Source organism: Erythrobacter sanguineus, assembly GCF_900143235.1.
Lineage (GTDB): Bacteria > Pseudomonadota > Alphaproteobacteria > Sphingomonadales > Sphingomonadaceae > Erythrobacter > Erythrobacter sanguineus.
This window is the reverse complement of record NZ_FRDF01000016.1, coordinates 24,822-47,871: the sequence shown is the minus strand read 5'-3', so window position 1 is coordinate 47,871 and position 23,050 is coordinate 24,822. Positions and strand designations below refer to the sequence as shown.

The window sequence follows — 23,050 nt, the reverse complement described above, 5'->3', positions numbered from 1 at the left end:
GCCGCCGCCCGTCAACCGGCATTGACAGCGCTGACCGCCGGATCGGCGGGCGCTTCGGGCGGAGCTTCGGCCGTGGGGGCAGGCGGCACGTCCTGTCCGTCCTCGCCCACCAGATGGACGATCCGTAAGGCAAATCGGCCCTTTTCCGCCACCACCTCGCCGCGCGCGATCACCCGGCCATTGGCGGTCACATCGAGCAATTCGTCGGTCAGCCGGTCAAGCGCCACAGTGCTGCCCTCGTTCAGCCGGAGCACATCGCGCAAGGCCATCTCGGTGCGGCCCAGTTCGACCGACAGGCGCACGGCGACCGCGCCGAAACGATGGAACGACGCGGGTTGCAAGTCACTCATGATGCGGTTCCTTCTGCGGAAAAGCGGGTCAGGCGAATGGCCATGCGGTCTTCCAGCGTGCCGATGCTGCCATGGGCAATCGGCTGGTCGCCCAGCATCAGCGGCACCTGCCGACCCATCGTCAGCGGGATGCACTCGCCCGGTGTCAGGGCCTGCAGCCGGACAAGCGAAAGATCGACCTCCGCCAGCACGACATGAAGCGGCAGCGGGATCGCGGCAAAAGGCGCGGCGGCGGCGCTGGCGGGCGGGCGCAGGGTGCGGCTGCCGGAATGCGGTTGCGCGCGTCCGGGCACTGGTAGCAGACGCTCCATCCGATCGGCAGCGACAGCCAGGAGGCAGCGCCATTCGCAGCCCTCCGCGTTGGCGATGTCGAGCGTGAACAGCACGGCCCCTGCGTCAGGATCAAAGGGTTTCAAGCGCGCGGCGCTTTCGCTGCGGATAATCACTTCGCCGCTTGTCATCGCACCCACAGGCGGGGCCTCGTCACCAAGGCTGGCGCGGGTGATGGCCTGCGCGATGATGGCGGCGATCTCTTCCGCCAGCAGCGCGGCCGAGCGCGGAAGCTGTTCGGGTGGGCTGGCGGTAAGCATGCCATCCCCGCCAAAGGAACGATCGGTCAGCGCGATGGCAGTGGCGAAATCGAAGGTCAGAAGCGCGGTCTCGCCGCTCGCTCCGCCCAAGCCTCCCACACGCAGCAATGCGTTGGCGGCAATCGGGCCGATGCGGGCCAGCGCAGCCTTGCCGGACAGGCTCTCGGGCTCGGACACGGTGACTTCAAGCCGGTCGCCGGACAGGAGGGGCGACAGATCTTCGGCAAGGATGCGCGCAAGGTCGCGCCGCCACGCCGACAGCAGCGCCGCGCGCTCTTCCGGGCGCGGGCCGCGCGCCATGCCGTGCGCGGTCAGCTCTTGGCAGTGCTGCGCGGCGGCCCGAGCAGCGGCGAATTCATGGGAGATCCTCATTGAACCAGAAACCCCCGGAAATGCACCGCGTCGATACCGCCAAAGCCTTCTTTCTCTTCCAGCACTTCGTTGACTGAACGGGTCAGGCGCGCAGCCAGGCGCTGCTTGCCCTTGACGTCATAGACCTCGGCCTCGGTGGTGGCGGCAAGCTGGGCAAGCATCGCGGAACGGATCGCCAGTTCGTGGTTGCTGACCCATTGCAGCACGCGGCCATCACGCCGGGTGGAAACCGCCAGTTCGACCTGAATCAGGCCGGGCGAATCCGCGAGGTTGGAGGTGAAACTTTCCGCGAAGCTGAAATAGGCCGTGCGATACTTGCTGCCGCCCTCGCCATAAACCGGTTCGGCGCCATCCTTGGCCTTTTCAGCGCCCGGCGGCGGGTAGGGATCGGCCTCGCCCTTGAGCACTAGCTTGGGCTCGTCCGGCTCTGTCGGGCCGCCAGCTGCGCCAAACAGGCCCGCGGCAAATGCGCCGTAAGCCCCGCCCGCGCCCAGTCCGAGCAGCAGCACTGCGCCGAGGATGATCTTGATCATGCCGCTCTTGCCGGGCTTGCCGCCGTCTTCGCTGTCCTTGTCAGCCTTGTCCTTGCCTTTGGCCATGAATGATCAACTCCCTGTTGGCGATGCGCCGTTCAGGCGAACAATCCGCCTTCGTGATGCCAGGGGCTTTCAGCATCCTGCGCCGCGGCAGACGCGGCCTCGTCGGCCTGACGTTGCTGCTGGTGCTGATGCTGCGAGGCCCCCTCGTCGCGCTGTCCGGAATGCGACAGGTATGGTTGAGACGAACCTTGCCCTGACCCCGGGGATAACCCGTAGCGCTGATCGGATGAGCCAGCCTGACCCGCACCGGAACCTGCGCCGTTGCCGGTCGTGGCAGTCTCTGACGAGGCGGCAACCGTGCGCTCTGCCAGTGCGGTCTGGATCGCGGGGATAAAGGCCGGATCGCGGCTGGCCAGCACCGCCCGCCAATCCTGCGCCGCGCCAGTCGCCTCGATCCGGAGCGAGACAAGGCCGAACTCTGCGTGGCGCAAGGTCATTTCGGGCCGTGCAGCCCGCAACGCCTCGCGGATCTCGCCGACCTGGAGAATCGTGCTTTCCTGCTGCGGCCCGATCCGCTGCTCGGTGCGCTGCTCGGCAACAGGAACGGCGGCAGAAAGGGCCGGAGCGGGCGCGGGGGTGGAAGGCTGCGCCGCCAGCGCGCCGGATGCAGGCGAGGCGGCAGACTGGCCGGCGGCTTCGGGCGCATCGGAAAGCGGCGCTGTGGAAACCGGGCTGGCCGGCGCGCCCTCTGTAACCGGCTCGGCAACAGGCTCGGCAAGCTGGGCAGGCATGCGCTGCGCGCCCGGCTGGCGGATCGCCGCGGGTGAGGCCAGAGAGGCAGGCAGGCCGGAAGGCGGGGTTGGCGGGGCTTGTGTCAGCGCCTTGGCCAAGGCGGTTGCAGGCGCGGGGATGGCCGTCAGCATGCCCGCCGCAAGGCCGGACATGTCCATCTGATCGCCACTATCGCGCGACAACGCGCCGGGGGCATCCGTGGCCGAATCCGCGATGGCGGGACCCCCGGCGGATAGGTCCTGCGGCACGGCCGGGATGGCGGCAGGCGGCACATCCGCGCCGGGCTGCGGCAAGGGCTCGCCGCTTTCCGGCAGGATCGTGCCGGGAGGCAACGCCTCGGGCAGCGGTTTGGGAGCCAGCGCAAGATCGGGCATCATCGGGGGCAGCGGCACAGCGCCAGGCGCAGGTGTGGCCAAATCCGCCTCGGGCAAGCCTGTCTCACGCGCCAGTTCGACCTCGGCAGGCAGCGCGATATTCAGCAGACCTGCGAAATCGAGCCTTGCCTGCCCGCCAAGCGCACTACCGCCCGCGCCGGGTTGCAGCGGTAAAATCGGGGCGGAACCGGCAGCGGCAGGCAGTTCAGGCAGGAAGGAAATCATCGGGTCGTCCTCGTGATGGGTCAAGAGAGGTGCGCGCTTCAGTTCTGCACCTTGAGCGTTTTCAACTCGCGCGTTTGCAAATCGCGTGATTGCAAATCGCGTGATTGCAACTTGCGTGCCAGCTGCGGCGGATCGGCTTCGGCGCGGCGGCGTTTCAGCGCATCGAGCGCGGCCCGCGCCTCGGCCTCGCGCTCGGCGAGGCGTTTGGCGCGGGTTTCGGCCTGCGCCAGCATATCGGCCTGCCATGCCGATTGGCGCGCGGCATCATCGGCAGCATCGGCGGCGTTGGCGGCAAGCTGGACGAGGCTGGCGGCAAAGATGGCGCGCGCGGTGAACACTTCAGCCGCCATCGCTCCGGGCTGCGGCGCGCTGGCAGCGACAAGCTGGCGGCTCCTTGCGGCCAGCGCCTCGCTGCGGGCCTCGGCCTCAAGCGCTTCGGCAAGGCCGCGCAAGGCCTGACGCCGGGCGACCCGTGCAATCAGCGCCTGCCGCTCCATCAGCGCAAGGCGGCGGGCCTCACGCATCTCTGCCCCCGACGGCCTGCGCCATCAGCGCGGCGAGCGCGGTGTGGCTGTCGGCGAGCGGCTCGGCGGCCCCGCGCTCCTGCGTCAGGAAGGCATCCACCTGCCCGCTCATCGTCAGGGCCTCATCCAGCAGCGGATCGCTCCCGGCACGATAGGCCCCCATCAGCACCAGATCGCGGTTCGTTTCGCGCGCGGCGATCAGCGCGCGCAGGCGGCGCGCGGCGCGGGCAATGTCAGGCGAAACCAGTTCGTCCATCACCCGGCTGAGCGAAGCGGGCACGTCAATCGCCGGGTAATGCCCGCGCTGCGCCAACTCGCGCGACAGCACGATGTGCCCGTCAAGGATGGCCCGCGCAGTATCGACCACCGGATCATTGGTGTCGTCACCATCGGCCAGCACGGTGTAAATGCCCGTCACCGCGCCGCCGGTGCGTGCAGAATTGCCCGCGCGTTCAACCAGCCGGGTGACCGCCGCCAGCGCGGATGGGGGATAACCCCGCGCCGCGCCGGGCTCCCCCAGCACCAGCGCCAGTTCGCGCGCGGCGTGGGCGACGCGGGTCAGGCTGTCGAGGATCAGCAGCACGCGCTTGCCTTGGCTGCGGAAATATTCGGCGATGGCGCTGGCATATTGCGCTGCACGCAGCCGCAGGTTGGGAGCGTGATCGGCGGGCACGGCAACCACCACGATCCCGCCCCGGCGATGGCCGGCCATGTGGCGATTGACGAAATCAGACACCTCGCGCGCGCGCTCGCCGATCAGCGCGACCACGGTGACATCGGCAACCGCGTGGCCGGCGATGGTATCGACCAGCACCGATTTGCCGACGCCTGATCCCGCCATGATGCCAAGCCTTTGGCCCACGCCCATCGTCGCCAGCGCGTTGATTGCACGCACGCCGCAATCAAAGGGATGGTGGACGCTGGCGCGTTCCAATGCGCCCTCGCGCTGCCCGGCCAGCGGCCAGGCGTGCGGCAGATCGAGCCGCGGGCCGCCATCAATGGCTTCGCCCAGCGCATCGACCGCGCGCCCCAACAAGGCTTCGCCGACCCGCACCTCGCCGGGATTGCCCAGCGCCCGCACGCTCGCACGCGGGCGCAAAAGCATGGCATCGCCCAGCAGCATCATCAGCGAATGGCCGGCACGAAAGCCGATCACTTCGGCAAGACATTCGCTGCCCGCGTCATTTTCGATGAGGCCCAGCGACCCGACCGGCAGCGGCAGGCCCGCGACCTCGATCAACCCGCCATCGCAGGCGACCACGCGGCCCATGCGCACCGGCCCGCTATCGACGCAGGCCATGCGCATGCGCGCCAGATCAAGCTGCAATTCGGCGATCATCCGCGCACCGCAGCGGCAATCGTGCGGCGCCAGTCGGCAGGGCCATCGCGCACCGCGCCGTCCGGCCCTTCAAGCAGCAGCGCGCCGGGTTCGAGCGCGGAATCGGCAATCACCGCCCAATCGGCGAGCGCCTCGGGGCCGAGCTGTTCGATGTCATCGGGATGAAGGTGCAGCCGCAGCGCCGCCGCCGCGCCGCCGATCCGCACCGCCGCCGCGCGGCAGCGGGCCAGCAGCGCCTCGCGGTCGGTGGCATGCCCCGCCAGCACGCCGTCACACAGGGCGATCACGGTATCGGCAAGATCGGTCGAAAGCGCATCGAGAGCCGCCGCATCAAGCCGGCGAAAGGCCAGCCGCAACTCACGCTGGCGGGCAGCGTCGCGTTCGGCCTCCGCCAGCGCAGCAGCGCGCCCTGCCGCCGCGCCTTCGGCATAGGCCAGCGCCAGCGCATCCGGCGCAAGATCGGCGTGCGGCGCCGGGGTCGCGGCAGGCGCGCGCGCGGCCTCAGGATCCGGCGCGCCAAACCGCGCCAGCTCGCGGAAATCCGCCGGTTCGCCAAGCAGCGACAGCCAGCCGGGCTCGGGGGATGGCGGCGCGGCCAGCGCGCCGAGCCAGTCAGACGAACTCGCCATCGCCGCTTCCGATCACGATCTCGCCCGCATCGGCAAGACCGCGCGCAACCTCCACAATCGCCTTCTGCGCAGCAGCCACATCGCTCTTGGCCAAACGCCCGCGCAATTCGATCTCGTCCTTGACCCCGTCGGCCGCACGGCTCGACATGGCGGCGAAGAACGGGGCGCGATCGGGCTCCTTGAGACCCTTCAAGGCATCGACCAGCTTTTCCGAATCCACATCGCGCAGCAGGCGGCCCATCGACATCGGATCGAGCGCGAACAGCATCTCGAAGGTGAACAGTTCCTCCTCGATCCTTGTCGCCAGCAGGGAGTCGCGCTCGGCAATGGCGGGCAGCACCGTGTCGCGCAGATCGCCTGCGGCTAGGTTGATCAGGTTTGCCGCTTCGCGCGGGCCGCCCAGTGCCAGTGCGGCCGCACCAAAGGTCGCGGTGATGCGCTGGGTCAGCAACGTATCGATGGTGCCGATGGCGCGGGGCGAAACCGGGCCGCTTTTGGCCACCCGTTCGACCACCATAGTCTGCAATTCGTGCGGCAGTGCGGACAGCACCTCGGCGGCAGGCTCCGGTTCGATCAGCAGCAACAGCGCGGCGATCACCTGGGGATGTTCATCCTCGATCAGGCGGATCAGCACCGCCGGCACCAGCCAGCGCGCCATTTCGAGGCTGCGCGGGCGGGCCTCGGGCTCGATCCGCTGCATCATGCTGTCCGCCCGCACCGGGCCGAGCGCCTTGTCGAGCAGCGTCCGCACCCGGTCATTGCGTCCGCGCTGCGGGAGAATCTCGCGCGCCGCCTCCTGGACGAAATCGGCCAGCGCCTCGACCATGCGCGACTGGTCGATTTCGCCCAGCGCCATCATCGCCGCGCCCAGCTGTTCGAGTTCTTCGGGCGCAAGGCGGCCAAGGATGCCGCTCGCTTCCTCGTCGTCAAGCAGCATCAGGAACACCGCAGCCCGATCGATCCGGTTCAGCAGGTTTGCAGGTGCCGCCGCAGCCGCGGCATCATCAAGGGCAAGGTCGATGCTCATGTCGCGCTCGCCTCCGGGCTGTTATCGGGCGCTGCCAGCATCCGCTGCAGCGCCTCGACCGCACGTTCGGGCTGGCTTGCCGCGAGACGGCGGGCAAGCTCGACCTGTTGCGGCAGATCGCTGAGCGGGACGCCATCCGCGCCGGACGCAATCGGCACGCCATTATCGGCCAGCAGCGCCGTCGCCTCGGTGGTGGCGGAATCCGGTGCGGCAGGCGCTTCATCCTTGCCGCGCAGCTTGGCGACCAGCGGGCGCACCGCCAGCAACAGCACCAGCAACACCGCAATCAACGCCGTGCCATAACGCACCAGCATCGCGAACCACGGCTGTTCGTAGAATGCCGGCGGTTCAAGGTTCACCGGCTCGAACTTGCTGGCCACCACCTCGACCCGGTCGCCGCGTTCAGCATTGGCGCCGACCGCCGCGCCCACCAGTGCTTCAAGCTGGGCAGCAGTCATCGGGGCCGCGGCCTTCAAGGCCTCGTCGCTAACCGCGACCGCGACCGAAAGCTTGGTCAGGCTGCCGGGCCTCGTGCTGGTGACGGCAACCTCGCGCCCCAGTTCATAACTGCGCTGCACGGCGCTTTCGGTGTCGGTCCCGTTCGCTGTGGCGGGCGCTTCGGGCTGCGGTGCGCCATCGACCAGCTCGGCATCGGGGGGCGGAGTGTTGGCGGGAACCCCCGGCACGCCGCCGACCACGCCTGCGCCGGAACGCGTCGCGTTGCGCTCGCTTTCATTGCGGACCACGCCTTCCTTTTCATAGGTTTCTCGCGCCGAGGTGACCTCGTTCTGGTCAAGCGCGACCTGCACCTGCGCCGAATAATTGCCTTCGCCCAGCAAGGGCAGCAGCAGCGTGTCGATCTGTTCGCGCAGCTTGGCTTCAAATTCGCGCTGGAGCACCAGCGAATCGAGCGCTTCCTCGCGCGGGGAAGACAGCAGCCGCCCGTTCTGATCGACCACCCGCACCGCATCCGCGCTCATGCCGGGAACCGAAGCGGCGACGAGGTTGACGATCGCCTCGACCTGCGATTGCGTCAGGCTGCGCCCGCCCACCAGCCGCAGCATCACAGAGGCGCTGGGCGGGTTGTTCTCGCGCACGAACACCGATCGTTCGGGCGTGGCAAGGTGGACCCGCACGGACTCGATCCCGTCGATCTCGCGGATTGTCAGCATCAGTTCGCGTTCGCGCGCCAGCCGCAGGCGTTCGCCTTCGAGCGTGCGCGAGGTGCCCAGCGGCATCGCGTCGAGCATCTCGCTTGCGCCTTGCGGGGCCGCAATCCCGGCATCGCTGGCGACCAGCATGCGCGCGCGGTAGACATCGCTTTCGGACACCGACAAGGCGCCGGTCTGGTTGTCGATGTTATAGCCGATCCCGCCCGCGTCGAGCGTCTCGACCACCTTGGCGCGTTCGCCATCGGTCAGGCTGGCATAAAGCAGGCGATCCGGCCCGGAAGCGAGCGTCACCCACAACGCGCCCGCTGCCGCCAGCGCGCCAACCCCCGCAAGAGCAGGCAGTGCGCGCGACAGGGCGGGCTGGGCCATGAAGCCGGCGACCGGTTCGGGCAGCAGGGTGCGCCAACCGGCTGGCGGCGGCGCGGCAGGAAGACCCGCCGTATCGGCGGTGACGGAAAGGCTTGTATCGGCCATCTAATCAGCCCCCCATCCGCATGATGTCCTGGTAGGCGGTGAGCAACTTGTTGCGCACCTGCAGGGTCGCCTCGAAGGCGACACCCGCTTCCTGCCGAGCCAACATCACTTCGGCGATATCGGTCACTTGTCCGCGTTCATAGGCAACCTGCATGTCGGATGATCGCTGCTGCACCGCATTCACCTGACCGAGCGCATTGGTGAGCGTGTCGGCGAAGCCTGCAGCCGGAACATTCGCGGGGCCTTGTGCAGGCGCTGTTGCGCTTGCCGCGCGCACATCCTGCAAGGCGGCATTGCGGGCAAGCACCTGCTGACGCAGCGACATGACATCGGCGATACCGAATCCGGGGCGGATGGCGCTCATGCCCGGCCTCCGGCAGCTGTGGCGGCAGCAGTGGCGGCAGCGGTGGCAGTGGCGGCCATCATCCCGCTCGCACGCATCGAGGCGAGCCGATAGCGCAAGGTACGCTCGGATATGCCAAGGCTGCGCGCCGTGGCGCTGCGATTGCCGTCATGGCTGCCCAGCGCGGCAAGGATCGCCTGCGCTTCGGAAGCAAAGGCGACGTCGGATAGCGTCTTGGCCAGCCCGGACGGCGTTACCAGCGGCGCGGGCGCACCGGTATCGGACACGGCCCGCACCGCAGTATCGAACACGATATGCTCCGCCGCGATGGCGCGGGCCTCGCCGCTCAGCAGGATCGCGCGGCGGATCACGTTCTCCAGTTCGCGGACATTGCCGGGCCAAGCGTGGCTTTCCAGCAGTGCCAGCGCTGTCTCGCTGATCCAGCCCGGCTGGCCGGGCTCAGCCGCATGGCGCAGCAGCATCCCGAAGGCGAGCGGGGCAATATCGCCGGGCCGGTCGCGCAGGGCCGGGATACGCAGCGGGAAGACATTGAGGCGGTAAAGCAGATCTTCGCGGAAACGCCCGGCCTCGACCTCGGCGGCCAGATGCCGGTTGGTGCAGGCGATAATCCGCACGTCGATGCTGACCGGGCGGGTCGCGCCCAGCGGCAGCACTTCGCCTTCCTGCAGCGTGCGCAACAATTTGGCCTGCAGCGCCAGCGGCAATTCGCCGATCTCGTCAAGCAGCAGCGTGCCCTTGTCGGCGGCGCGGAACAGGCCTTCGCCCGCTTCGGATGCGCCGGTAAAGGCGCCCTTGCGGTGGCCGAACAGCAGGGCTTCCAGCATCGCCTCGGGCATGGCTGCACAATTGACCGCGATGAACGGGCCATCCCCGCGCGCGGAAAGGTGGTGGACGAAACGCGCCAGCACTTCCTTGCCGGTGCCGGTCGGCCCTTCAAGCAGCACCGGAATGGTGCTCGCCGAAATCCGCTCGGCAAGGGTCAGCAGCGCCATCGACTGGGTGTCGCCCGCAATCGGCCAGCCACCATGAGCCGAAGCGGCGAGCAGCGCCGGGCGTGCGCGTTCGGGCGCGGCAGGATCATAGGCGAGCGTAATGCGACCGGGCGCGGCCAGCGCCAGCGCGGGCGTGTTGGCATGGGCCAGATCGATCGCGATCTTTGCGCTGCGCAAACCGCCCGGCGTAAGCGCGCTGCGCCCGCTTTCGCCCAGCACGATCCGGTCACGCTGCCAGCGGCGGCCCATCAAGGGCACTGTCATGTCGATCAGCGCATCATGCGCCGCCCCTGCGCCGGCATGTGGACGCGGATTGGTTGCATTGGCTGACGGGATTTCCGCAGCGCGCGATGGAATGGTCATGGTCGCCCCTGTTCTTACCTTATGGCAAGCAATTGCCGCGTGGACGTCAAACATGATGCAAATTTAAGCCCCCGTACCTTCCCTTAGTCACCGGGGAGGTGCGGGGCGGGATGCCGCGATGCGAACCGGCAGCGGGCGGCGGCGGTTTGCCGCTGCGGCAGACAGCAGGCGTGACAGGCTTTGGGGCAGGCATTCGGGCAAGCGCTGAAAAAAACCGGCTTAAACATCCCGATAACCGGCCGATCTAATGGCCAGCAGCGACGGGCCTGTTCGTCCTGCCTGACCATTCGGGAGCTTGAACAATGAACGTAGTCAACACCAATATCTCGGCCCTGCGCGCCACCAATGCCAGCACGCAGGCCGGCCGCATGCTCGGCACTTCGATGGAGCGTCTGTCGACCGGCCGCCGCATCAACAGCGCCGCTGACGACGCTGCGGGCCTTGCCATCGCGGCCTCCTTCACGTCGCAGATCCGCGGCATGGCGCAGGGCGTGCGCAACGCCAATGACGGCATTTCGCTGGCCCAGACGGCCGAAGGCGCGCTCGATGAAGTCACCAACATGCTCCAGCGGATGCGCGAGCTGACGGTGCAGCGTTCGAACGAAACCTATTCCACCACCGACATCGCCAACATCGATTCCGAACGCGACGCGCTGGCCGGGCAGATCAACTCGGTGATCGAGAACACCACCTTCAACGGCATCAACCTGTTTTCAACCGCGACCAACGAAATTTCCATCCAGGCCGGCGCGGAAGCCGTGGATGCGCTGACGGTGACCCTGCCCGATCTGGAACAGGCCGCCGCGATGACTGCGGTCGTCACCTTCGGGGCCACCCCGGCAGCGGTCGGGGCGGCGACGCTGGATCAGTATGATACCGCGATCGGTGCCGTCACCACGGCGCGTTCCGATCTGGGTGCGTTCCAGAACCGTCTGCAGTCGGCGGTGAACAACCTCACCAACGTGTCGACGAACCTGACCGATGCCCGTTCGCGGATCATGGACACCGATTATTCGGCGGAAACCACCGCGCTCGCCAAGGCGCAGATCCTCGGCCAGGCCTCCACCGCGATGCTGGCCCAGGCCAACCAGTCGCAGCAGAACGTGTTGTCGCTGCTGCGGTAAGACCCCCGCGTCGCTCTCGTCCCCCCTTCGAGGCGACCACCGAGCCCGGAGCCGCAAGGCTCCGGGCTTTCGGGATTCACGCCGGGGCCGGGCGGGGAAGGCCTGTTCGCGCTGCTGCATCGCGCGCGTCCGCCGGGTTTGCGCTGCGGCCTATCCCGCCTCTCCAGCCTCCTCATCACCGCCGATATCGGGCAGCTGGTCCGGCCCGATCGGCGTGCCTTCGGGCACCGCGGCAAGAACATCGATCAGCTTGCGGGCATTGGCCGCCAGCCTGCCGCCATGGGGATTGACCGCCACCGGCTGGAGAAACGTGCGGGCAATGCCGATCTTGCCTTCGCCCAGCAGCATCAGCCCGGCATTGAACTTCAGCCCGAGGTCGAACGGCGCAAGCTGTGCCGCGCGTTCAAGCGCGGCGCGCGCGGTTTCATTGGGCTGCTCGCCCTTGCGGATGAAGCTCTGGTAGAAATAGACCAGCGGGATCGGATGGTCGTTCTCGATCCGGTTGAGCGCTTCGAACGGCGCCATCGCCGCGGCATAGGCGGCGGGCGGATCATCCGCCGCGTCGGCCTGACGGAACAGCGCATAGCCTTTCTGCAGATAGGCATTGGCCCGCATCGGATGGAGCGCGATGGCGCGGTCGGCTGCGGCGATGGCCTCGGCATCATGGCCTGCGTCATATTCCACTTCGGCCAGCGCGGTCAGCACGCCCGGATCATCGGGATAGCGCACGGCAAGGCGGCGCGCCTCGACCAGCAGCTGGGCGGCGGCATCGGCATCGACACCGCGCTGCGATCGCATGATGATCGGCATCATCGCCGCCTCGCCCTGCGGCAGCGCGCGGATGCGGACCGCACCGATCTGCAAACGTTCGGGCGGCAGCCGGAAGGTCTTGAGCCGTTCGCGGGTATAGGCCTTGAGCTCGCGATCGAGCGCGGCGAGATCGCCGAAGGCCACCTCTCCCGCCGCGAGCGCATCCATCCCGGCGATCAGATTGCGCTGATATTCCCTCAGCTGTTCGGCGCGTTCTTCCGAAAAGGTCAGGTAATGATAAAGCAGCCAGCTATAGCCGTAAAAGGCGTTGTCGCGCTTGCCCCGCTCGTCATCGCTGCGCAGATCGGCTTCGAACAGGTCGCGCACGGTCATCCGGTCGCCGAACAGGATCTCGCCCGCGCGATGCTGGGCGACCCGCCCGATCATCACGCTGCCATCGCGCTGGAAGCTCGCCGCCGCGAAGAACTCCGCCGCGCCTTCATTGAGCCAGCGCGGCATCGCGAAATTGCTGCTCGCAATCAGAAAGTGATGGGCATATTCGTGAAGCAGGACGATGGTTGAAAAGCTGGGATAATCCCCGTCACCATCATTGCGCAGGTCCTGCACAAAGGCGCGGCTGCCCCCGGCGCGCGGGATATAGAAGCCGGCAATGCTGCGCGAACCCGAATCGGACAATCGCCGGATATCGCGCTGGTCGCCAACCGCGAAGATCACCACGCGGTTGGACGGGCTTGGCGGATCGAGCTGGCGGCCAAGCAGGGCAGCCATGGCGGCATGATAGCGTTCGAGATTCTCGGCATAGCGTTGCAGCGCGGCAGGCTTTTCATCGGCATAGATGACGAAATTATCGCTCGACGCTTCGTGCCACGCGGCGAGCCCCGGCTGCGCCCAAGCCAGCGCCAGAACAAAGGCGATCCACCAGACCGGACAGAATTTCATGCGACGACCTCGTGCTACCTGTGGGCCAAGCAGGGGCCGCCAGCATAAGGTTTTTCAGCCGCTTGGCCAGATGCGGCAGGCGGCGAGCTTGCGCAGCCGGATTATTGCCCGCTGGTTTCGGCCTGTCCTGCGGGCGGCGGGCGGAAGGGGAACAGGAACTGCTCCCTGATCGACAGGCGCCGCCGGTCATCCTGTCCTACGACCGCGGATTCGCCTTCGCGATAGGTGCCGAACACCCGGTCCCACAGGATCACGCTGTTGCCGTAATTGCAGCGCGTGTCCTCGTAACTCAATGCGGTGTGGTGCAGGCTGTGGTTGCGGATGGTGGTGAAAAAGAACCCGTACCAGAACGGCGGATCGGCGCGGACATTGGCATGCGCATAGGTGGCGATCACGCCCAAGGTGCTGAACGCGGCAAACAATGCCGGCAGATCGACATCCAGCAGCGCGATCACACTGAGACTGATCAGGAACAGTTCGATCGGATTGCCGATGAAACCCTTCATCGCATTGAGCTGCGTGACGTGATGATGCGGCGCATGGGTCAGCCACAGCGGATGCCAGTTGTGCATCGCGCGGTGCATCCAGTACTGGCCGAATTCGAACACCAGCATCACCACCGCGACCTGCACCAGAAACGGCAATTCGGCCAGCCACGGGGTGGCAATGCCAAGCGACTGTTTCAGCTCCATCATCGGCTCGGTGACCAACAATTCGCTCAGCGTGCCGATCACGCCGTAGCCGAAGACGACATAGAAGATATCGGTCGCCAGCTCCGTGCCATTGATGCGCCAGCCTTCGTGGCGTTCGAACAGCAGTTCGAGCAATTGCACCAGCGCGATCACCGCCAGCCCGACCAGAATGATGGTCCACGGCGCCTCGATCCAGGCTCGCGGGGCAAAGGCCCAGAAGGCCAGCACCGCCGCGACGGTCGCCGGCGGCACGAGGTTGATGAGGGTCTGCTTCATGTCTCGTCCCCTGCTTGATAGCGCGCGCTACCCCTAGGCCGGGCACTCCGGGCAAAGAATACGCCATCCTGCGCAGATCATCGCGGTAGCAGGCCTGCCCTGTGAGCAGGAAATGGCAGATGGGCGACTGAAAGCGGCGCAGGCAAGCCCGCCAACGGACAGCCTAGCCGGTCCAGCCCTCGCCCAGCGCATCGGCCAGCACGGCAGCGCGCAGGGCCGCTATGCCCATGCCTTTTTCGGCGCTGGTCAGGTGCAGTTCGGGGTGGGCGGCGACGTGTTTCTTCGCTTCGGCGGCGGTCTTTTCGGCCACTGCGGCAAGTTCGCTCGCCTTGATCTTGTCGGTCTTGGTCAGCACGATCCGGTATCCGACCGCGGCTTCATCGAGCATTTTCATCATCGCCCGGTCGACCTCTTTCAGCCCGTGACGGCTATCGACCAGCACCAGTGTGCGCGCCAGCACCTGCCGCCCGCGCAGGTAGGAGTTCACCAGCGACTTCCACTTTTCGACCACCTTGATCGGCGCCTTGGCAAAGCCGTAGCCCGGCATGTCGACCAGCCGGAACAGCGGCAGCGCGCCGTCCTCTTCCGGGCGGCCCACATCGAAGAAGTTCAACTCCTGCGTGCGTCCCGGCGTGACCGAAGCCCGCGCGATCGCCTTCCTGCCGGTAAGCGCGTTGAGCAGCGATGACTTGCCGACATTGCTCCGCCCGCAAAAGGCGATTTCCGGCACTTGCGGCTCAGGCAGGAACTTCAGCTGCGGCGCGGACAGCAGGAAATCCACCGGCCCGGAAAAGAGCTTCGATGCGGCTTCCTCGCGGGTGGCCTGATCCTCCGGATCGGTCACGGCGCTAACCCTTTGCCTTCTCGCGTTCGGCCGCTTCCTTTTCCTTCGCGCTCGCCGCCTTCAACTGCGGGTGCTTGGAATAAAGATAGCTCTGCTGTGCCAGGGTGAGCAGGTTCGAGGTGACCCAGTACAGCAACAGGCCAGCCGCAAACGGCGCCATCACGAACATCAGGATCCACGGCATGATCGCAAACATCTGCTGCTGGATCGGGTCCATCGCGGTCGGGTTCAGCCTGAAAGTCAGCCACATGGTCACACCCAGCAGCACCGCCAGCGGGCCGATCGCAAGGAAGCCCGGCACATCATAGGGCAGCATCCCGAACAGGTTGAGGATATGCGCAGGATCAGGGGCCGAAAGGTCGCGGATCCACAGTACGAAAGGCTCGTGGCGCATCTCGATCGCCAGCACCAGCACCTTGTACAGCGCAAAGAAGATCGGGATCTGCAGGACCAGCGGCAGACACCCGGCCAACGGGTTCACCTTCTCGTCCTTGTAGAGCTTCATGATTTCCTGCTGCTGGCGCTGCTTGTCCTCCTTGAAGCGTTCCTGGATCGCCTTCATTTTGGGCTGGACCGCTTTCATTGCGGCCATCGAGGAGAATTGCTTCTGCGCGATCGGGAACATTGCCCCGCGGATAATCACCGTCAGCAGGATGATCGCCACGCCGAAATTGCCCGCCAGCCCGTTCAGCGTGCGCAGCAGCCATAGCAGCGGCTTTTCGATGATCTCGAACCAGCCCCAGCTGATTGCCTTGCCGAAATAGGTGATCCCTGAATCCTCGTAAGCATCGAGGATCTCGCTGTCCTTGGCCCCGGCATAAAGGCCGGTCGACTGTGTCAGGCTGCCGCCTGCGGGCACGGTTTGTGCGGCATAGAGAAGATCGGCCCGGAACAGGGTGTCACCCAGCGAACGGAACCCGACATTGTCGGTCTGGCCATTCTTCACCGGCACCAGCGCGGCAAGCCAGTACTGGTCGGTAAAGCCAAGCCAGCTGGCCGCGCCTTCGGGCGTCTCGCGTCCGATTTCGGCGAGCTCGTGATAGGCATGGGGATCCCACAGCGTCCCGCCGAACACGCCGACCGGGCCGGAATGGGCAATGAACTGGTCGGGCGTGGCGTTCCTGTCGGTCCGCTTGATCAAGGCAAAAGGCTGGATGATTGCCGCCGCCTCGCCTGCATTGGTCGCAGTCTGCTCGGCCGTGATCATGTAGTTTTTGTCCACCACAAGTCGGATGGTATAGGACACGCCGTCCGCGTCGGTGCGGGTCAGGGTCACGGGGGTTTCAGGCGTCAGCTTTTCGCCATCGGCCTGCCAGCGCGCGGTCGAAGGCTGGCGCACCCCGCCGGTGACAAAGCCGAATTCGGCGAAATACTGGTCTGGCGTTGCCTCGGGCGCGAACAGGCGGACCGGGCCGGAATCCTTGTCTACATCCTGCCGGTAGTCCTTCAGCACGATGTCATCGATCCGCGCGCCGACAAGGTTGATCGAACCGGCCATGCGCGGAGTGTCGATTGCCACCCGGTCAGGGCTGGCGAGCGCGGCGGACAGATCGACTGTCTGTGCAAGCGTGCCTTCGCCGCCCAGATCGGCGGCGACCACGCTTGTGCCGGGCGCGCCGGCAGCGCTGGTCTGCGCGGCCGGATCGGCCGGGTCCATCGCCGCGGTAAGCGAGGCTTCCGGATAGAAGAACCGCATGCCCACATCCCAACCGAGAATGAGCAGGCCGGAAAGCACGACGGCGAGCAGGAGATTACGCTGATTGTCCAAGATGAAGCCCTGAAAGAATACGACCAGAAGTGTATTATGGTACTATGACGCTGCGATTTCCACCCTCAGGGCACCGGATCATGCCCGTGCCCGCCCCATGGGTGGCAGCGCATTAGCCGCTTAAATGCCATCCATCCACCCTTGAGCGCACCATACTTGCCGATCGCCTGAATCGCGTATTCGCTGCATGAAGGTGCATAGCGGCAAGTCGGCGGCAGTAGGCGCGAAGGGCCGAGCTGCCAGAACCGTGCAATCAGGATCAGGATCTGCTTCACCGCCCGCCTTTCCTGACGCGATTCCCCTTGCGCGGCCGCCGCCCGCCCGCCGGATCGCCCTTGCCCTCGCCTGCGCGTTCCAGCGCCCTAGCGAGTTCCGTGGCCATCATGTGAAAATCGCGCTCCACCCCGCCAGCCCGGCCGATCAGCACGTGATCGTGATCGGCAAGGCCCTGATCAGGCAGCCCGGCGCGCAGCAATTCGCGAAAGCGCCGCTTCATCCGGTTGCGCACCACCGCATTGCCGATCTTCTTGGTGACGGTGATCCCGTAACGCATGCCCTGCCCATCATTCGGCCGGGTCAGCAGCACGAATCCGGGCCGCGCATTGCGGATGCCGCTGTTCGCGGCCAGAAAGTCCGCGCGCTTGGTGAGGACAGAGATCACGCAGGTCACCATACGACAAACGGGCTCCCAAAGGGAGCCCGCAAGGCTGACCGGCCGCCCGCAGCGACGCGATCTTCAGATCGCATGAGCGAGGAAGTCGCACCCGCGGAGGCGGGTGCGAAAATCAATCACGCGCAGAGCTTCTTGCGGCCGCGGTTGCGGCGGGCGCGCAGCACCTTGCGGCCACCCGGGGTCGCCTTGCGTGCGAAGAAACCGTGGCGACGGGCACGCACGAGATTGCTGGGTTGGAACGTCCGCTTCATATCATCCTCGAAAAATGTGGCCGGCTGGCCGGCACGAGGCCGCCACGGGGCAGCCTTGATCAGGGGCGGGCGCTTATGGGAAAGCCAACCGCGAGTCAAGCAAACCCAGCGCCATCCGGTCAAGCCCGGCATACGCCAGTATGGGGCGCGCGGTCGGACACGCGCTGTCCGGCAGCACTGCCAGCGAGGTGGCCAGCGAGGGGGCCAGCAAGGCCGCCAGCGCGGCATGCGCGCTGTCGCCCAGCACCGTGGCGGCGGGCAAGCCAGCCAGCAGCACCGGCTTGGGCAGCAACGGCGGCATGATCCGGCTGCGCTCAGGGGCTTCGGGCGCGATCCACTGCGCCATCTGGCTGCCTTTCAGCCAGAACGCGCCAGCATGCGGCACCGAATTGGTCATCGCATAAAACGTGCGGGCCTCATCCTCGCTCATGCCCATTTCGGCATAGTAATCGAGATAGAGCCGGTTTTCCGGCGCGTCCGGCGCAAAATCATCAGGCTCCCGGCCGGCCTCGTCGCGCCACGAATGCACCGCAAACAGCGCGCCTTCGTCCATGCTGCGGCGGATTCCGGCAAGGAACAGCTCGACCGCGCCCGACCGTGCCGATCCGCCCTCGGGCACATGGGTTGCAAGGCCCGCCGCCCGGATCGCGCGGCCCAGCGCAAGATTGGCAAGATCATTGCTGGTGCCCGGCGCATCGAGAAATTCGATGACCTCAAGCCCCGGAAAAGCCGCAAGCATCGCCCTGAACGCGCCGGGGCTGGCGGCATCGGTCGAATCCACCAGCGCAGCGCGCCGGTTGTCGAGCACGCGGAAGGGGCCGTATTGGCCGAGCGCCGCGATTTTGCCAGCATTGCGCGCCGGACGGGCGATGAAGCGCACCGGTTCGGCGATCACGGTCTCGGTAATTGTCACACCGCCCGCGCGGGTGGTGGTCGTGGCCTGATAGGCAGCCGGGGCGACAGAGGCCGGATTGTCATCCACCCGCACCCATTGGCCGGTGGCCGGGTCCCATTCCTCGACCCAGCTGGTGGTCGCCACCACCCGCGCGCCCGATTGCGCGCCCGATTGCGCCCCCGGTTGCGCAAGAGCGTTGGTGCCGGGCAGCAGCGCAAAGGCGGCAAGCAAAAGAACAAGGGCGCGGTTCATGCTGCACAGCTTTGACCCGCGCGCCTTCCGAAATTGCCAAGATATATCCTTTAAAAACTCCTTAGCGCGGTTCCCAAGCCGCTCGACAAGCCTCTCCAGACCCTGCACAAACGCCGCTCGGGGGCGTGCAAGGGGTTGCAGATGGTCGCGCTGGTGAGGACGGTTGCCTATCTCGGGCTGGAGGCGCGCAGCGTCGAGGTGCAGTGTCAGGTCGCCCCCGGCCTGCCGCGCTTCACCGTGGTCGGCCTGCCCGACAAGGCGGTGAGCGAAAGCCGTGAACGGGTGCAGGCGGCGCTGTCCGCCATGGGCCTTGCGCTGCCGCCCAAACGGATCACGATCAACCTGTCACCCGCCGATCTGCCCAAGGACGGATCGCATTACGATCTGCCGATTGCGCTTGCACTGCTGGCGGCGATGGGGGTGACCGATGCCGAGCAATTGGGTGACTGGATCGCGGTGGGCGAACTGGCGCTGGATGGCCGGGTGGTCGCCAGCCCCGGCGTGCTGATCGCCGCGCTGCACGCCAGCGAGGCGGGGACCGGCCTGATCTGCCCGGCCGAACAGGGGCCGGAGGCACGCTGGGCCAGCGGGGTGCCAGTGCTGGCCCCGCGCGATCTGGTCAGCCTGCTGGGCCATCTCAAGGGCAGCCTGGTGCTCGACGAGCCGCAGCGCGGAGCGGTGGCCGAGGCGGCTCTCGGCAATGATCTGAAACAGGTAAAGGGGCAGGAAACGGCCAAGCGCGCGCTCGAAATCGCAGCCGCTGGCGGGCATAATCTGCTGATGGTCGGCCCGCCGGGATCAGGCAAGAGCCTGCTGGCGAGCTGCCTGCCCGGCATCCTGCCCGACCTGCCGCCGGCCGAGGCGCTGGAGGTGTCGATGGTGCAATCGGTCGCGGGCACGCTGGAGGCAGGCCGGATCAGCCGCGCGCGCCCGTTCCGCGCCCCGCACCATTCGGCCAGCATGGCGGCGCTGACCGGCGGCGGGCTGAAGGTGCGGCCCGGCGAGGTCAGCCTGGCCCATCTGGGCGTATTGTTCCTCGATGAACTGCCCGAATTCCAGCGCCCGGTGCTCGATTCGCTGCGCCAGCCGCTGGAGACAGGCCGCGTCGATGTCGCCCGCGCCAATGCCCATGTCACCTTCCCGGCAAGGGTGCAGCTGGTGGCGGCAATGAACCCGTGCCGCTGCGGATACGCGGGCGATCCGGCGCGCAACTGCAACAAATATCCCCGCTGTGTCGGCGATTATCAGGCGCGATTGTCCGGCCCGCTGCTCGACCGGATCGATCTGCACGTTCATGTCGCGGCGGTCAGCGCGATCGACATGGCCCTGCCCCCGCCCACCGAGGGCAGCGACGCAGTCGCGCGGCGCGTTGCGACAGCCCGCGCGCGGCAGACTGCGCGGGGCGTGCGCTCCAACGCCGAACTGGAGGGCGACAAGCTCGAAACCTTCGCCACCCCTGACGAGGCGGGAGGCAAGCTGTTGTTGCAGGCGGCGGAAAAGCTGCACCTGTCGGCGCGCGGTTATACCAGGATGCTGCGGGTTGCGCGCACCATCGCCGATCTTGCCAGGGCCGAGAGCGTGGGCCGCACCCATATTGCCGAGGCGCTGTCCTATCGTCAGATGACCGGCTGAAGCGCGGTTCAAATCCGGCGCGTTTCGTCCTATTGGATAAGGCAGGCCGGGCCGCAATCCCCCCTCCCGCCGGGCCGATCAAGGGCGCATTGGCAATTTCGGACGATCCTTCAGCATTGGCGGCCAAGCTGCCCCGCGGGCTTGCTGCCCGATGGAACGACCTGCGGGACGACCTGCAGGCGCGGCTGGGGGATAGTGCGCGGCAGCGCAAGGCGGCGAGCCTTGCCATCGCGCTGCTGATCGAGGCGCTGATCATCTTGCTGCTGTTCACGCTCGGCACGCAGATTGCGGGCGACAAGCAGGCCAGCGAGATCGTGACCGAATTTGCCGCCACCGATTTCGCCCCCGAACCCGAGGCCGAGCCCGAGCAGCCGCCCGAACCACCGGCTGAAAGCGCCGCCACCCCGCCCGAACCGCAACCGGTCCCGGACGAGGCCCAGCCGCTGTTGCCGCCCGAACCGGTGCGTCCGCCCCCGCCGCTGGTGTCCAACCCGACCCCTGCTCCTCCTCCACCGCCCCCGGCCCAACCCCAGCCCAGCGCCCAGCCGAGCGCATCGCCAACCATCGCCGCGCGGATCAATCCCGGCCGCAATTTTGGCCCGGCTGATACCGGCCCGCCGCGGGGCAGCACCGACAGCGAGCGGGTCGGCACCGCGCCCAATGGCGAGCCGCTTTACGCCGCGCGTTGGTATCGCGAACCGACCCGGCAGGAACTGGCCGGATATCTCTCGACCGCCACCGGGCCGGCATCGGCGCTGATCGCCTGCAGGATCGTGTCCGGTTATTACGTCGAGGATTGTGAATTGCTGAGCGAAAGCCCGCAAGGATCGCAAATGGGCCGCGCGGTCATGGCCGCCGCGTGGCAATTCCGGGTGCGTCCGGCACGGATCGGCGGGCGCGAGCAGTTCGGCACCTGGGTGCGGATCCGGATCGACTATTCGCTGGCCCGGGTACGCTAACCACGCAGGGAATCGCGGATCACAGCGATGAAATCGCCGCCCCATGTTTCCAGCTTCTTGGCCCCGACACCGGGGATCGTGCCCATTTCGGCGAGCGTTTCGGGGCAGCGATGCGCCATGTCGCGCAGCACCGAATCATGGAAGATCACATAGGCAGGGATGCCGTGTTCAGCCGCCAGTTCCTTGCGCCGGGCCCTCAGCGCCTCGAACAGCGGATTGCCGATCGGGTTGGGCACTGCCTCGCCGCGCGACTTGCGCGAACGGCGGGCCTTGGGCGGCGGCTCAGCCAGCGTGACAGCTTCCTCGCCCTTCAGCACGCTGCGCGCCTGCGGGCCGAGCATCAGCCCGCCATGCTCGGTCGCGGCCAGCATCCCGCGCGCCGTCAGCGTGCGGGCGAGCGGGCGCAGCACCGGCGCATCTTGCGGCGTGACAATTCCGAACACCGACAGCCTGTCATGCCCGCGCGCGGTGATCCGTTCGTCGCTCTGGCCGGTCAGCACCTTTTCGACATGGCCGATGCCGAAGCTCTGCCCGGTGCGATAGACCGCCGACAGCAGCTTGCGCGCCAACTCGCTGGCATCGATCATGGTCGGCGGATTTTCGCAATTGTCGCAGTTCCCGCATTGCGCGGGCGGGTGTTCGCCGAAATGCCTGAGCAGGATCGCACGGCGGCAGTCGGGCGCCTCGACCAGCGCGGCAAGGCTGTTCAATCGCGCCTGTTCGCCCGCCAACCGCTCAGGCTCGACATCGCCAAGCCATTGGCGCGCGCGCGAAAAATCGCTCACCCCCCACAGCAGGTGCGCTTCGGCGGGATCGCCATCACGGCCCGCGCGGCCGGTTTCCTGATAATAGGCCTCGATCGACTTGGGCAGGCCCGCATGGATGACAAAGCGCACGTCGGGCTTGTCGATCCCCATGCCGAACGCGATCGTGGCGACCATCACCATGCTTTCCGACCGCACGAATTGCGCCTGCACGGCGGCGCGGCGTTCCGGATCAAGGCCGGCGTGATAGAACCCCGCCTCGCGGCCCGTCCGGGCGATCTGTGCGGCGATATCCTCGGTCGCCTTGCGGCTCGGGGCATAGACAATGCCAGCGCCGGGCAGCCGGGCCAGCAGATCGGCGATCTGGCGCGGGCCGCTTTGCCGCGGGGTGATGGCATAGCGGATATTGGGCCGGTCAAACCCGGCGATGATCATCCCGTCTTCCGGAATGCCCAATTGGCGCAGGATATCGGCGCGGGTCGCCGGGTCAGCGGTCGCCGTAAGCGCCAGCCGCGGGACATGCGCAAAACGATCGAGCACCGGGCGCAGCATCCGGTAATCGGGGCGGAAATCATGCCCCCATTCGGACACGCAATGCGCCTCGTCGATGGCGAACAGCGCGATCTCGGCGCGTTCCAGCAACGCCTGAAAGCCCGGCGTCGATGCGCGTTCGGGGGCCACGTAAAGCAGATCAAGCTCGCCATTGCGAAACGCGTGGGCAGTGGCGGCATTATCCGTATCGGCGGAAGTCATCGAGGCAGCGCGGATGCCCGCCGCACCGGCCGAGCGGATCTGGTCGTGCATCAGCGCAATCAGCGGCGAGATGACGATTGCGGTGCCATTGCGGGCAAGCGCGGGCACCTGATAGCACAGGCTCTTGCCCGCGCCGGTCGGCATCAGCGCAAGGCTGTGCTGACCGCGCATGACACGCCCGATCACCGCCTCCTGTTGCCCGCGAAAGCCGGGAAAGCCGAAAGTGCGGCGCAGGATTTCGTGAATATCGGGGTTTGCGACCACGTTCATGCCTGCCGCTCTTACCGATCCACGGCGCAGAAGGCACCCATGCCGGGGCCGCTATCGACGG

Annotated in this window: 23 protein-coding genes; 3 read left to right on the top strand and 20 right to left on the bottom strand. The window is 67.0% G+C overall.

What is annotated here, in order from left to right:
* Positions 1–11 precede the first annotated feature (11 nt).
* The 11 genes from BUA05_RS12895 to BUA05_RS12845 are packed head-to-tail and all read right to left on the bottom strand — an operon-like array spanning position 12 to position 10,126.
* Positions 12–350, bottom strand: coding sequence for a FliM/FliN family flagellar motor switch protein (locus tag BUA05_RS12895; RefSeq protein WP_072675431.1), 339 nt, complete (start codon positions 348–350; stop codon positions 12–14).
* Positions 347–1,312, bottom strand: a complete 966-nt coding sequence (locus BUA05_RS12890; RefSeq protein ID WP_072675430.1) for a FliM/FliN family flagellar motor switch protein — start codon at positions 1,310–1,312, stop codon at positions 347–349. The genes BUA05_RS12895 and BUA05_RS12890 overlap by 4 nt, the downstream gene beginning before the upstream one ends.
* A complete protein-coding gene (locus tag BUA05_RS12885) occupies positions 1,309–1,911 on the bottom strand; it encodes a flagellar basal body-associated FliL family protein (RefSeq protein WP_072675429.1) in 603 nt (200 codons plus the stop codon). The genes BUA05_RS12890 and BUA05_RS12885 overlap by 4 nt, the downstream gene beginning before the upstream one ends.
* A 32-nt stretch (positions 1,912–1,943) precedes the next feature.
* Positions 1,944–3,242: a hypothetical protein gene (locus BUA05_RS12880; RefSeq protein WP_072675428.1), complete on the bottom strand. Its 1,299-nt coding sequence runs from the start codon at positions 3,240–3,242 to the stop codon at positions 1,944–1,946.
* 38 nt (positions 3,243–3,280) lie between these two features.
* The gene (locus BUA05_RS12875; protein ID WP_072675427.1) at positions 3,281–3,766 is read right to left on the bottom strand and encodes a hypothetical protein; all 486 of its coding nucleotides are present in this window, start codon (positions 3,764–3,766) and stop codon (positions 3,281–3,283) included.
* Positions 3,759–5,105, bottom strand: a complete 1,347-nt coding sequence (locus BUA05_RS12870) for a FliI/YscN family ATPase (protein WP_072675426.1) — start codon at positions 5,103–5,105, stop codon at positions 3,759–3,761. The genes BUA05_RS12875 and BUA05_RS12870 overlap by 8 nt, the downstream gene beginning before the upstream one ends.
* Positions 5,102–5,734, bottom strand: coding sequence for a FliH/SctL family protein (locus BUA05_RS12865; RefSeq protein ID WP_072675425.1), 633 nt, complete (start codon positions 5,732–5,734; stop codon positions 5,102–5,104). The genes BUA05_RS12870 and BUA05_RS12865 overlap by 4 nt, the downstream gene beginning before the upstream one ends.
* Positions 5,718–6,761, bottom strand: a complete 1,044-nt coding sequence (gene fliG, locus BUA05_RS12860; protein ID WP_084662691.1) for a flagellar motor switch protein FliG — start codon at positions 6,759–6,761, stop codon at positions 5,718–5,720. The genes BUA05_RS12865 and fliG overlap by 17 nt, the downstream gene beginning before the upstream one ends.
* Positions 6,758–8,407, bottom strand: coding sequence for a flagellar basal-body MS-ring/collar protein FliF (fliF, locus tag BUA05_RS12855; protein ID WP_072675424.1), 1,650 nt, complete (start codon positions 8,405–8,407; stop codon positions 6,758–6,760). The genes fliG and fliF overlap by 4 nt, the downstream gene beginning before the upstream one ends.
* Before the next feature lie 4 nt (positions 8,408–8,411).
* Positions 8,412–8,771, bottom strand: a complete 360-nt coding sequence (gene fliE / locus BUA05_RS12850; protein WP_072675423.1) for a flagellar hook-basal body complex protein FliE — start codon at positions 8,769–8,771, stop codon at positions 8,412–8,414.
* Entirely contained in the window at positions 8,768–10,126 is a 1,359-nt protein-coding gene (locus BUA05_RS12845) for a sigma-54 interaction domain-containing protein (protein WP_072675422.1), read from the bottom strand. The genes fliE and BUA05_RS12845 overlap by 4 nt, the downstream gene beginning before the upstream one ends.
* A 302-nt stretch (positions 10,127–10,428) precedes the next feature.
* Here BUA05_RS12845 and BUA05_RS12840 point away from each other — a divergent pair, with 302 nt between their 5' ends.
* Positions 10,429–11,250, top strand: a complete 822-nt coding sequence (locus BUA05_RS12840) for a flagellin N-terminal helical domain-containing protein (RefSeq protein ID WP_072675421.1) — start codon at positions 10,429–10,431, stop codon at positions 11,248–11,250.
* A gap of 150 nt (positions 11,251–11,400) precedes the next feature.
* On the opposite strand, the gene BUA05_RS12835 is transcribed toward BUA05_RS12840, so the two are convergent.
* From BUA05_RS12835 to BUA05_RS15070, 8 genes are all read right to left on the bottom strand, one after another.
* Positions 11,401–12,960 (bottom strand): DUF1570 domain-containing protein, encoded by a 1,560-nt coding sequence (locus tag BUA05_RS12835; RefSeq protein ID WP_072675420.1) that lies wholly within the window; start codon positions 12,958–12,960, stop codon positions 11,401–11,403.
* A 101-nt stretch (positions 12,961–13,061) separates the two neighbouring features.
* Positions 13,062–13,928 (bottom strand): sterol desaturase family protein, encoded by an 867-nt coding sequence (locus tag BUA05_RS12830; RefSeq protein WP_072675419.1) that lies wholly within the window; start codon positions 13,926–13,928, stop codon positions 13,062–13,064.
* A 163-nt stretch (positions 13,929–14,091) separates the two neighbouring features.
* Positions 14,092–14,772 carry a ribosome biogenesis GTP-binding protein YihA/YsxC gene (gene yihA, locus BUA05_RS12825; RefSeq protein ID WP_072675418.1) on the bottom strand — a complete coding sequence of 227 codons (681 nt, stop codon included), beginning with the start codon at positions 14,770–14,772 and terminating at the stop codon, positions 14,092–14,094.
* Between the two features lie 4 nt (positions 14,773–14,776).
* Positions 14,777–16,540 (bottom strand): membrane protein insertase YidC, encoded by a 1,764-nt coding sequence (gene yidC / locus BUA05_RS12820; RefSeq protein WP_072675417.1) that lies wholly within the window; start codon positions 16,538–16,540, stop codon positions 14,777–14,779.
* 65 nt (positions 16,541–16,605) lie between these two features.
* Positions 16,606–16,815, bottom strand: coding sequence for a membrane protein insertion efficiency factor YidD (gene yidD, locus BUA05_RS12815; protein ID WP_072675416.1), 210 nt, complete (start codon positions 16,813–16,815; stop codon positions 16,606–16,608).
* Positions 16,812–17,213 (bottom strand): ribonuclease P protein component, encoded by a 402-nt coding sequence (rnpA, locus tag BUA05_RS12810; RefSeq protein ID WP_072675415.1) that lies wholly within the window; start codon positions 17,211–17,213, stop codon positions 16,812–16,814. Before rnpA ends, yidD begins: the two co-directional genes overlap by 4 nt.
* A 116-nt stretch (positions 17,214–17,329) precedes the next feature.
* Positions 17,330–17,464: a 50S ribosomal protein L34 gene (gene rpmH, locus BUA05_RS12805; RefSeq protein ID WP_036801591.1), complete on the bottom strand. Its 135-nt coding sequence runs from the start codon at positions 17,462–17,464 to the stop codon at positions 17,330–17,332.
* Between the two features lie 73 nt (positions 17,465–17,537).
* Complete coding sequence (locus BUA05_RS15070) at positions 17,538–18,611, bottom strand: hypothetical protein (protein WP_072675414.1); 1,074 nt, start codon at positions 18,609–18,611, stop codon at positions 17,538–17,540.
* Between the two features lie 141 nt (positions 18,612–18,752).
* On the opposite strand from BUA05_RS15070, the gene BUA05_RS12795 reads away from it, so the two are divergent.
* Both BUA05_RS12795 and BUA05_RS15050 read left to right on the top strand, forming a co-directional pair.
* Positions 18,753–20,243, top strand: coding sequence for a YifB family Mg chelatase-like AAA ATPase (locus tag BUA05_RS12795; protein WP_072675413.1), 1,491 nt, complete (start codon positions 18,753–18,755; stop codon positions 20,241–20,243).
* 32 nt (positions 20,244–20,275) lie between these two features.
* Positions 20,276–21,202: a hypothetical protein gene (locus BUA05_RS15050; protein WP_086616577.1), complete on the top strand. Its 927-nt coding sequence runs from the start codon at positions 20,276–20,278 to the stop codon at positions 21,200–21,202.
* Here the strand turns inward: BUA05_RS15050 and recQ are convergent.
* Positions 21,199–22,989: a DNA helicase RecQ gene (gene recQ / locus BUA05_RS12785; protein ID WP_072675412.1), complete on the bottom strand. Its 1,791-nt coding sequence runs from the start codon at positions 22,987–22,989 to the stop codon at positions 21,199–21,201. The two genes, BUA05_RS15050 and recQ, sit on opposite strands and share 4 nt — an antisense overlap.
* Positions 22,990–23,050 lie beyond the last annotated feature (61 nt).

Coding starts and splice junctions, on each gene's coding strand:
- BUA05_RS12895 (WP_072675431.1), bottom strand. CDS start 350: ATGAGTGACTTGCAACCCGCGTCGTTCCATCGTTTCGGCGCGGTCGCC.
- BUA05_RS12890 (WP_072675430.1), bottom strand. CDS start 1,312: ATGAGGATCTCCCATGAATTCGCCGCTGCTCGGGCCGCCGCGCAGCAC.
- BUA05_RS12885 (WP_072675429.1), bottom strand. CDS start 1,911: ATGGCCAAAGGCAAGGACAAGGCTGACAAGGACAGCGAAGACGGCGGC.
- BUA05_RS12880 (WP_072675428.1), bottom strand. CDS start 3,242: ATGATTTCCTTCCTGCCTGAACTGCCTGCCGCTGCCGGTTCCGCCCCG.
- BUA05_RS12875 (WP_072675427.1), bottom strand. CDS start 3,766: ATGCGTGAGGCCCGCCGCCTTGCGCTGATGGAGCGGCAGGCGCTGATT.
- BUA05_RS12870 (WP_072675426.1), bottom strand. CDS start 5,105: ATGATCGCCGAATTGCAGCTTGATCTGGCGCGCATGCGCATGGCCTGC.
- BUA05_RS12865 (WP_072675425.1), bottom strand. CDS start 5,734: ATGGCGAGTTCGTCTGACTGGCTCGGCGCGCTGGCCGCGCCGCCATCC.
- fliG (WP_084662691.1), bottom strand. CDS start 6,761: ATGAGCATCGACCTTGCCCTTGATGATGCCGCGGCTGCGGCGGCACCT.
- fliF (WP_072675424.1), bottom strand. CDS start 8,407: ATGGCCGATACAAGCCTTTCCGTCACCGCCGATACGGCGGGTCTTCCT.
- fliE (WP_072675423.1), bottom strand. CDS start 8,771: ATGAGCGCCATCCGCCCCGGATTCGGTATCGCCGATGTCATGTCGCTG.
- BUA05_RS12845 (WP_072675422.1), bottom strand. CDS start 10,126: ATGACCATTCCATCGCGCGCTGCGGAAATCCCGTCAGCCAATGCAACC.
- BUA05_RS12840 (WP_072675421.1), top strand. CDS start 10,429: ATGAACGTAGTCAACACCAATATCTCGGCCCTGCGCGCCACCAATGCC.
- BUA05_RS12835 (WP_072675420.1), bottom strand. CDS start 12,960: ATGAAATTCTGTCCGGTCTGGTGGATCGCCTTTGTTCTGGCGCTGGCT.
- BUA05_RS12830 (WP_072675419.1), bottom strand. CDS start 13,928: ATGAAGCAGACCCTCATCAACCTCGTGCCGCCGGCGACCGTCGCGGCG.
- rnpA (WP_072675415.1), bottom strand. CDS start 17,213: ATGGTGACCTGCGTGATCTCTGTCCTCACCAAGCGCGCGGACTTTCTG.
- rpmH (WP_036801591.1), bottom strand. CDS start 17,464: ATGAAGCGGACGTTCCAACCCAGCAATCTCGTGCGTGCCCGTCGCCAC.
- BUA05_RS15070 (WP_072675414.1), bottom strand. CDS start 18,611: ATGAACCGCGCCCTTGTTCTTTTGCTTGCCGCCTTTGCGCTGCTGCCC.
- BUA05_RS12795 (WP_072675413.1), top strand. CDS start 18,753: ATGGTCGCGCTGGTGAGGACGGTTGCCTATCTCGGGCTGGAGGCGCGC.
- recQ (WP_072675412.1), bottom strand. CDS start 22,989: ATGAACGTGGTCGCAAACCCCGATATTCACGAAATCCTGCGCCGCACT.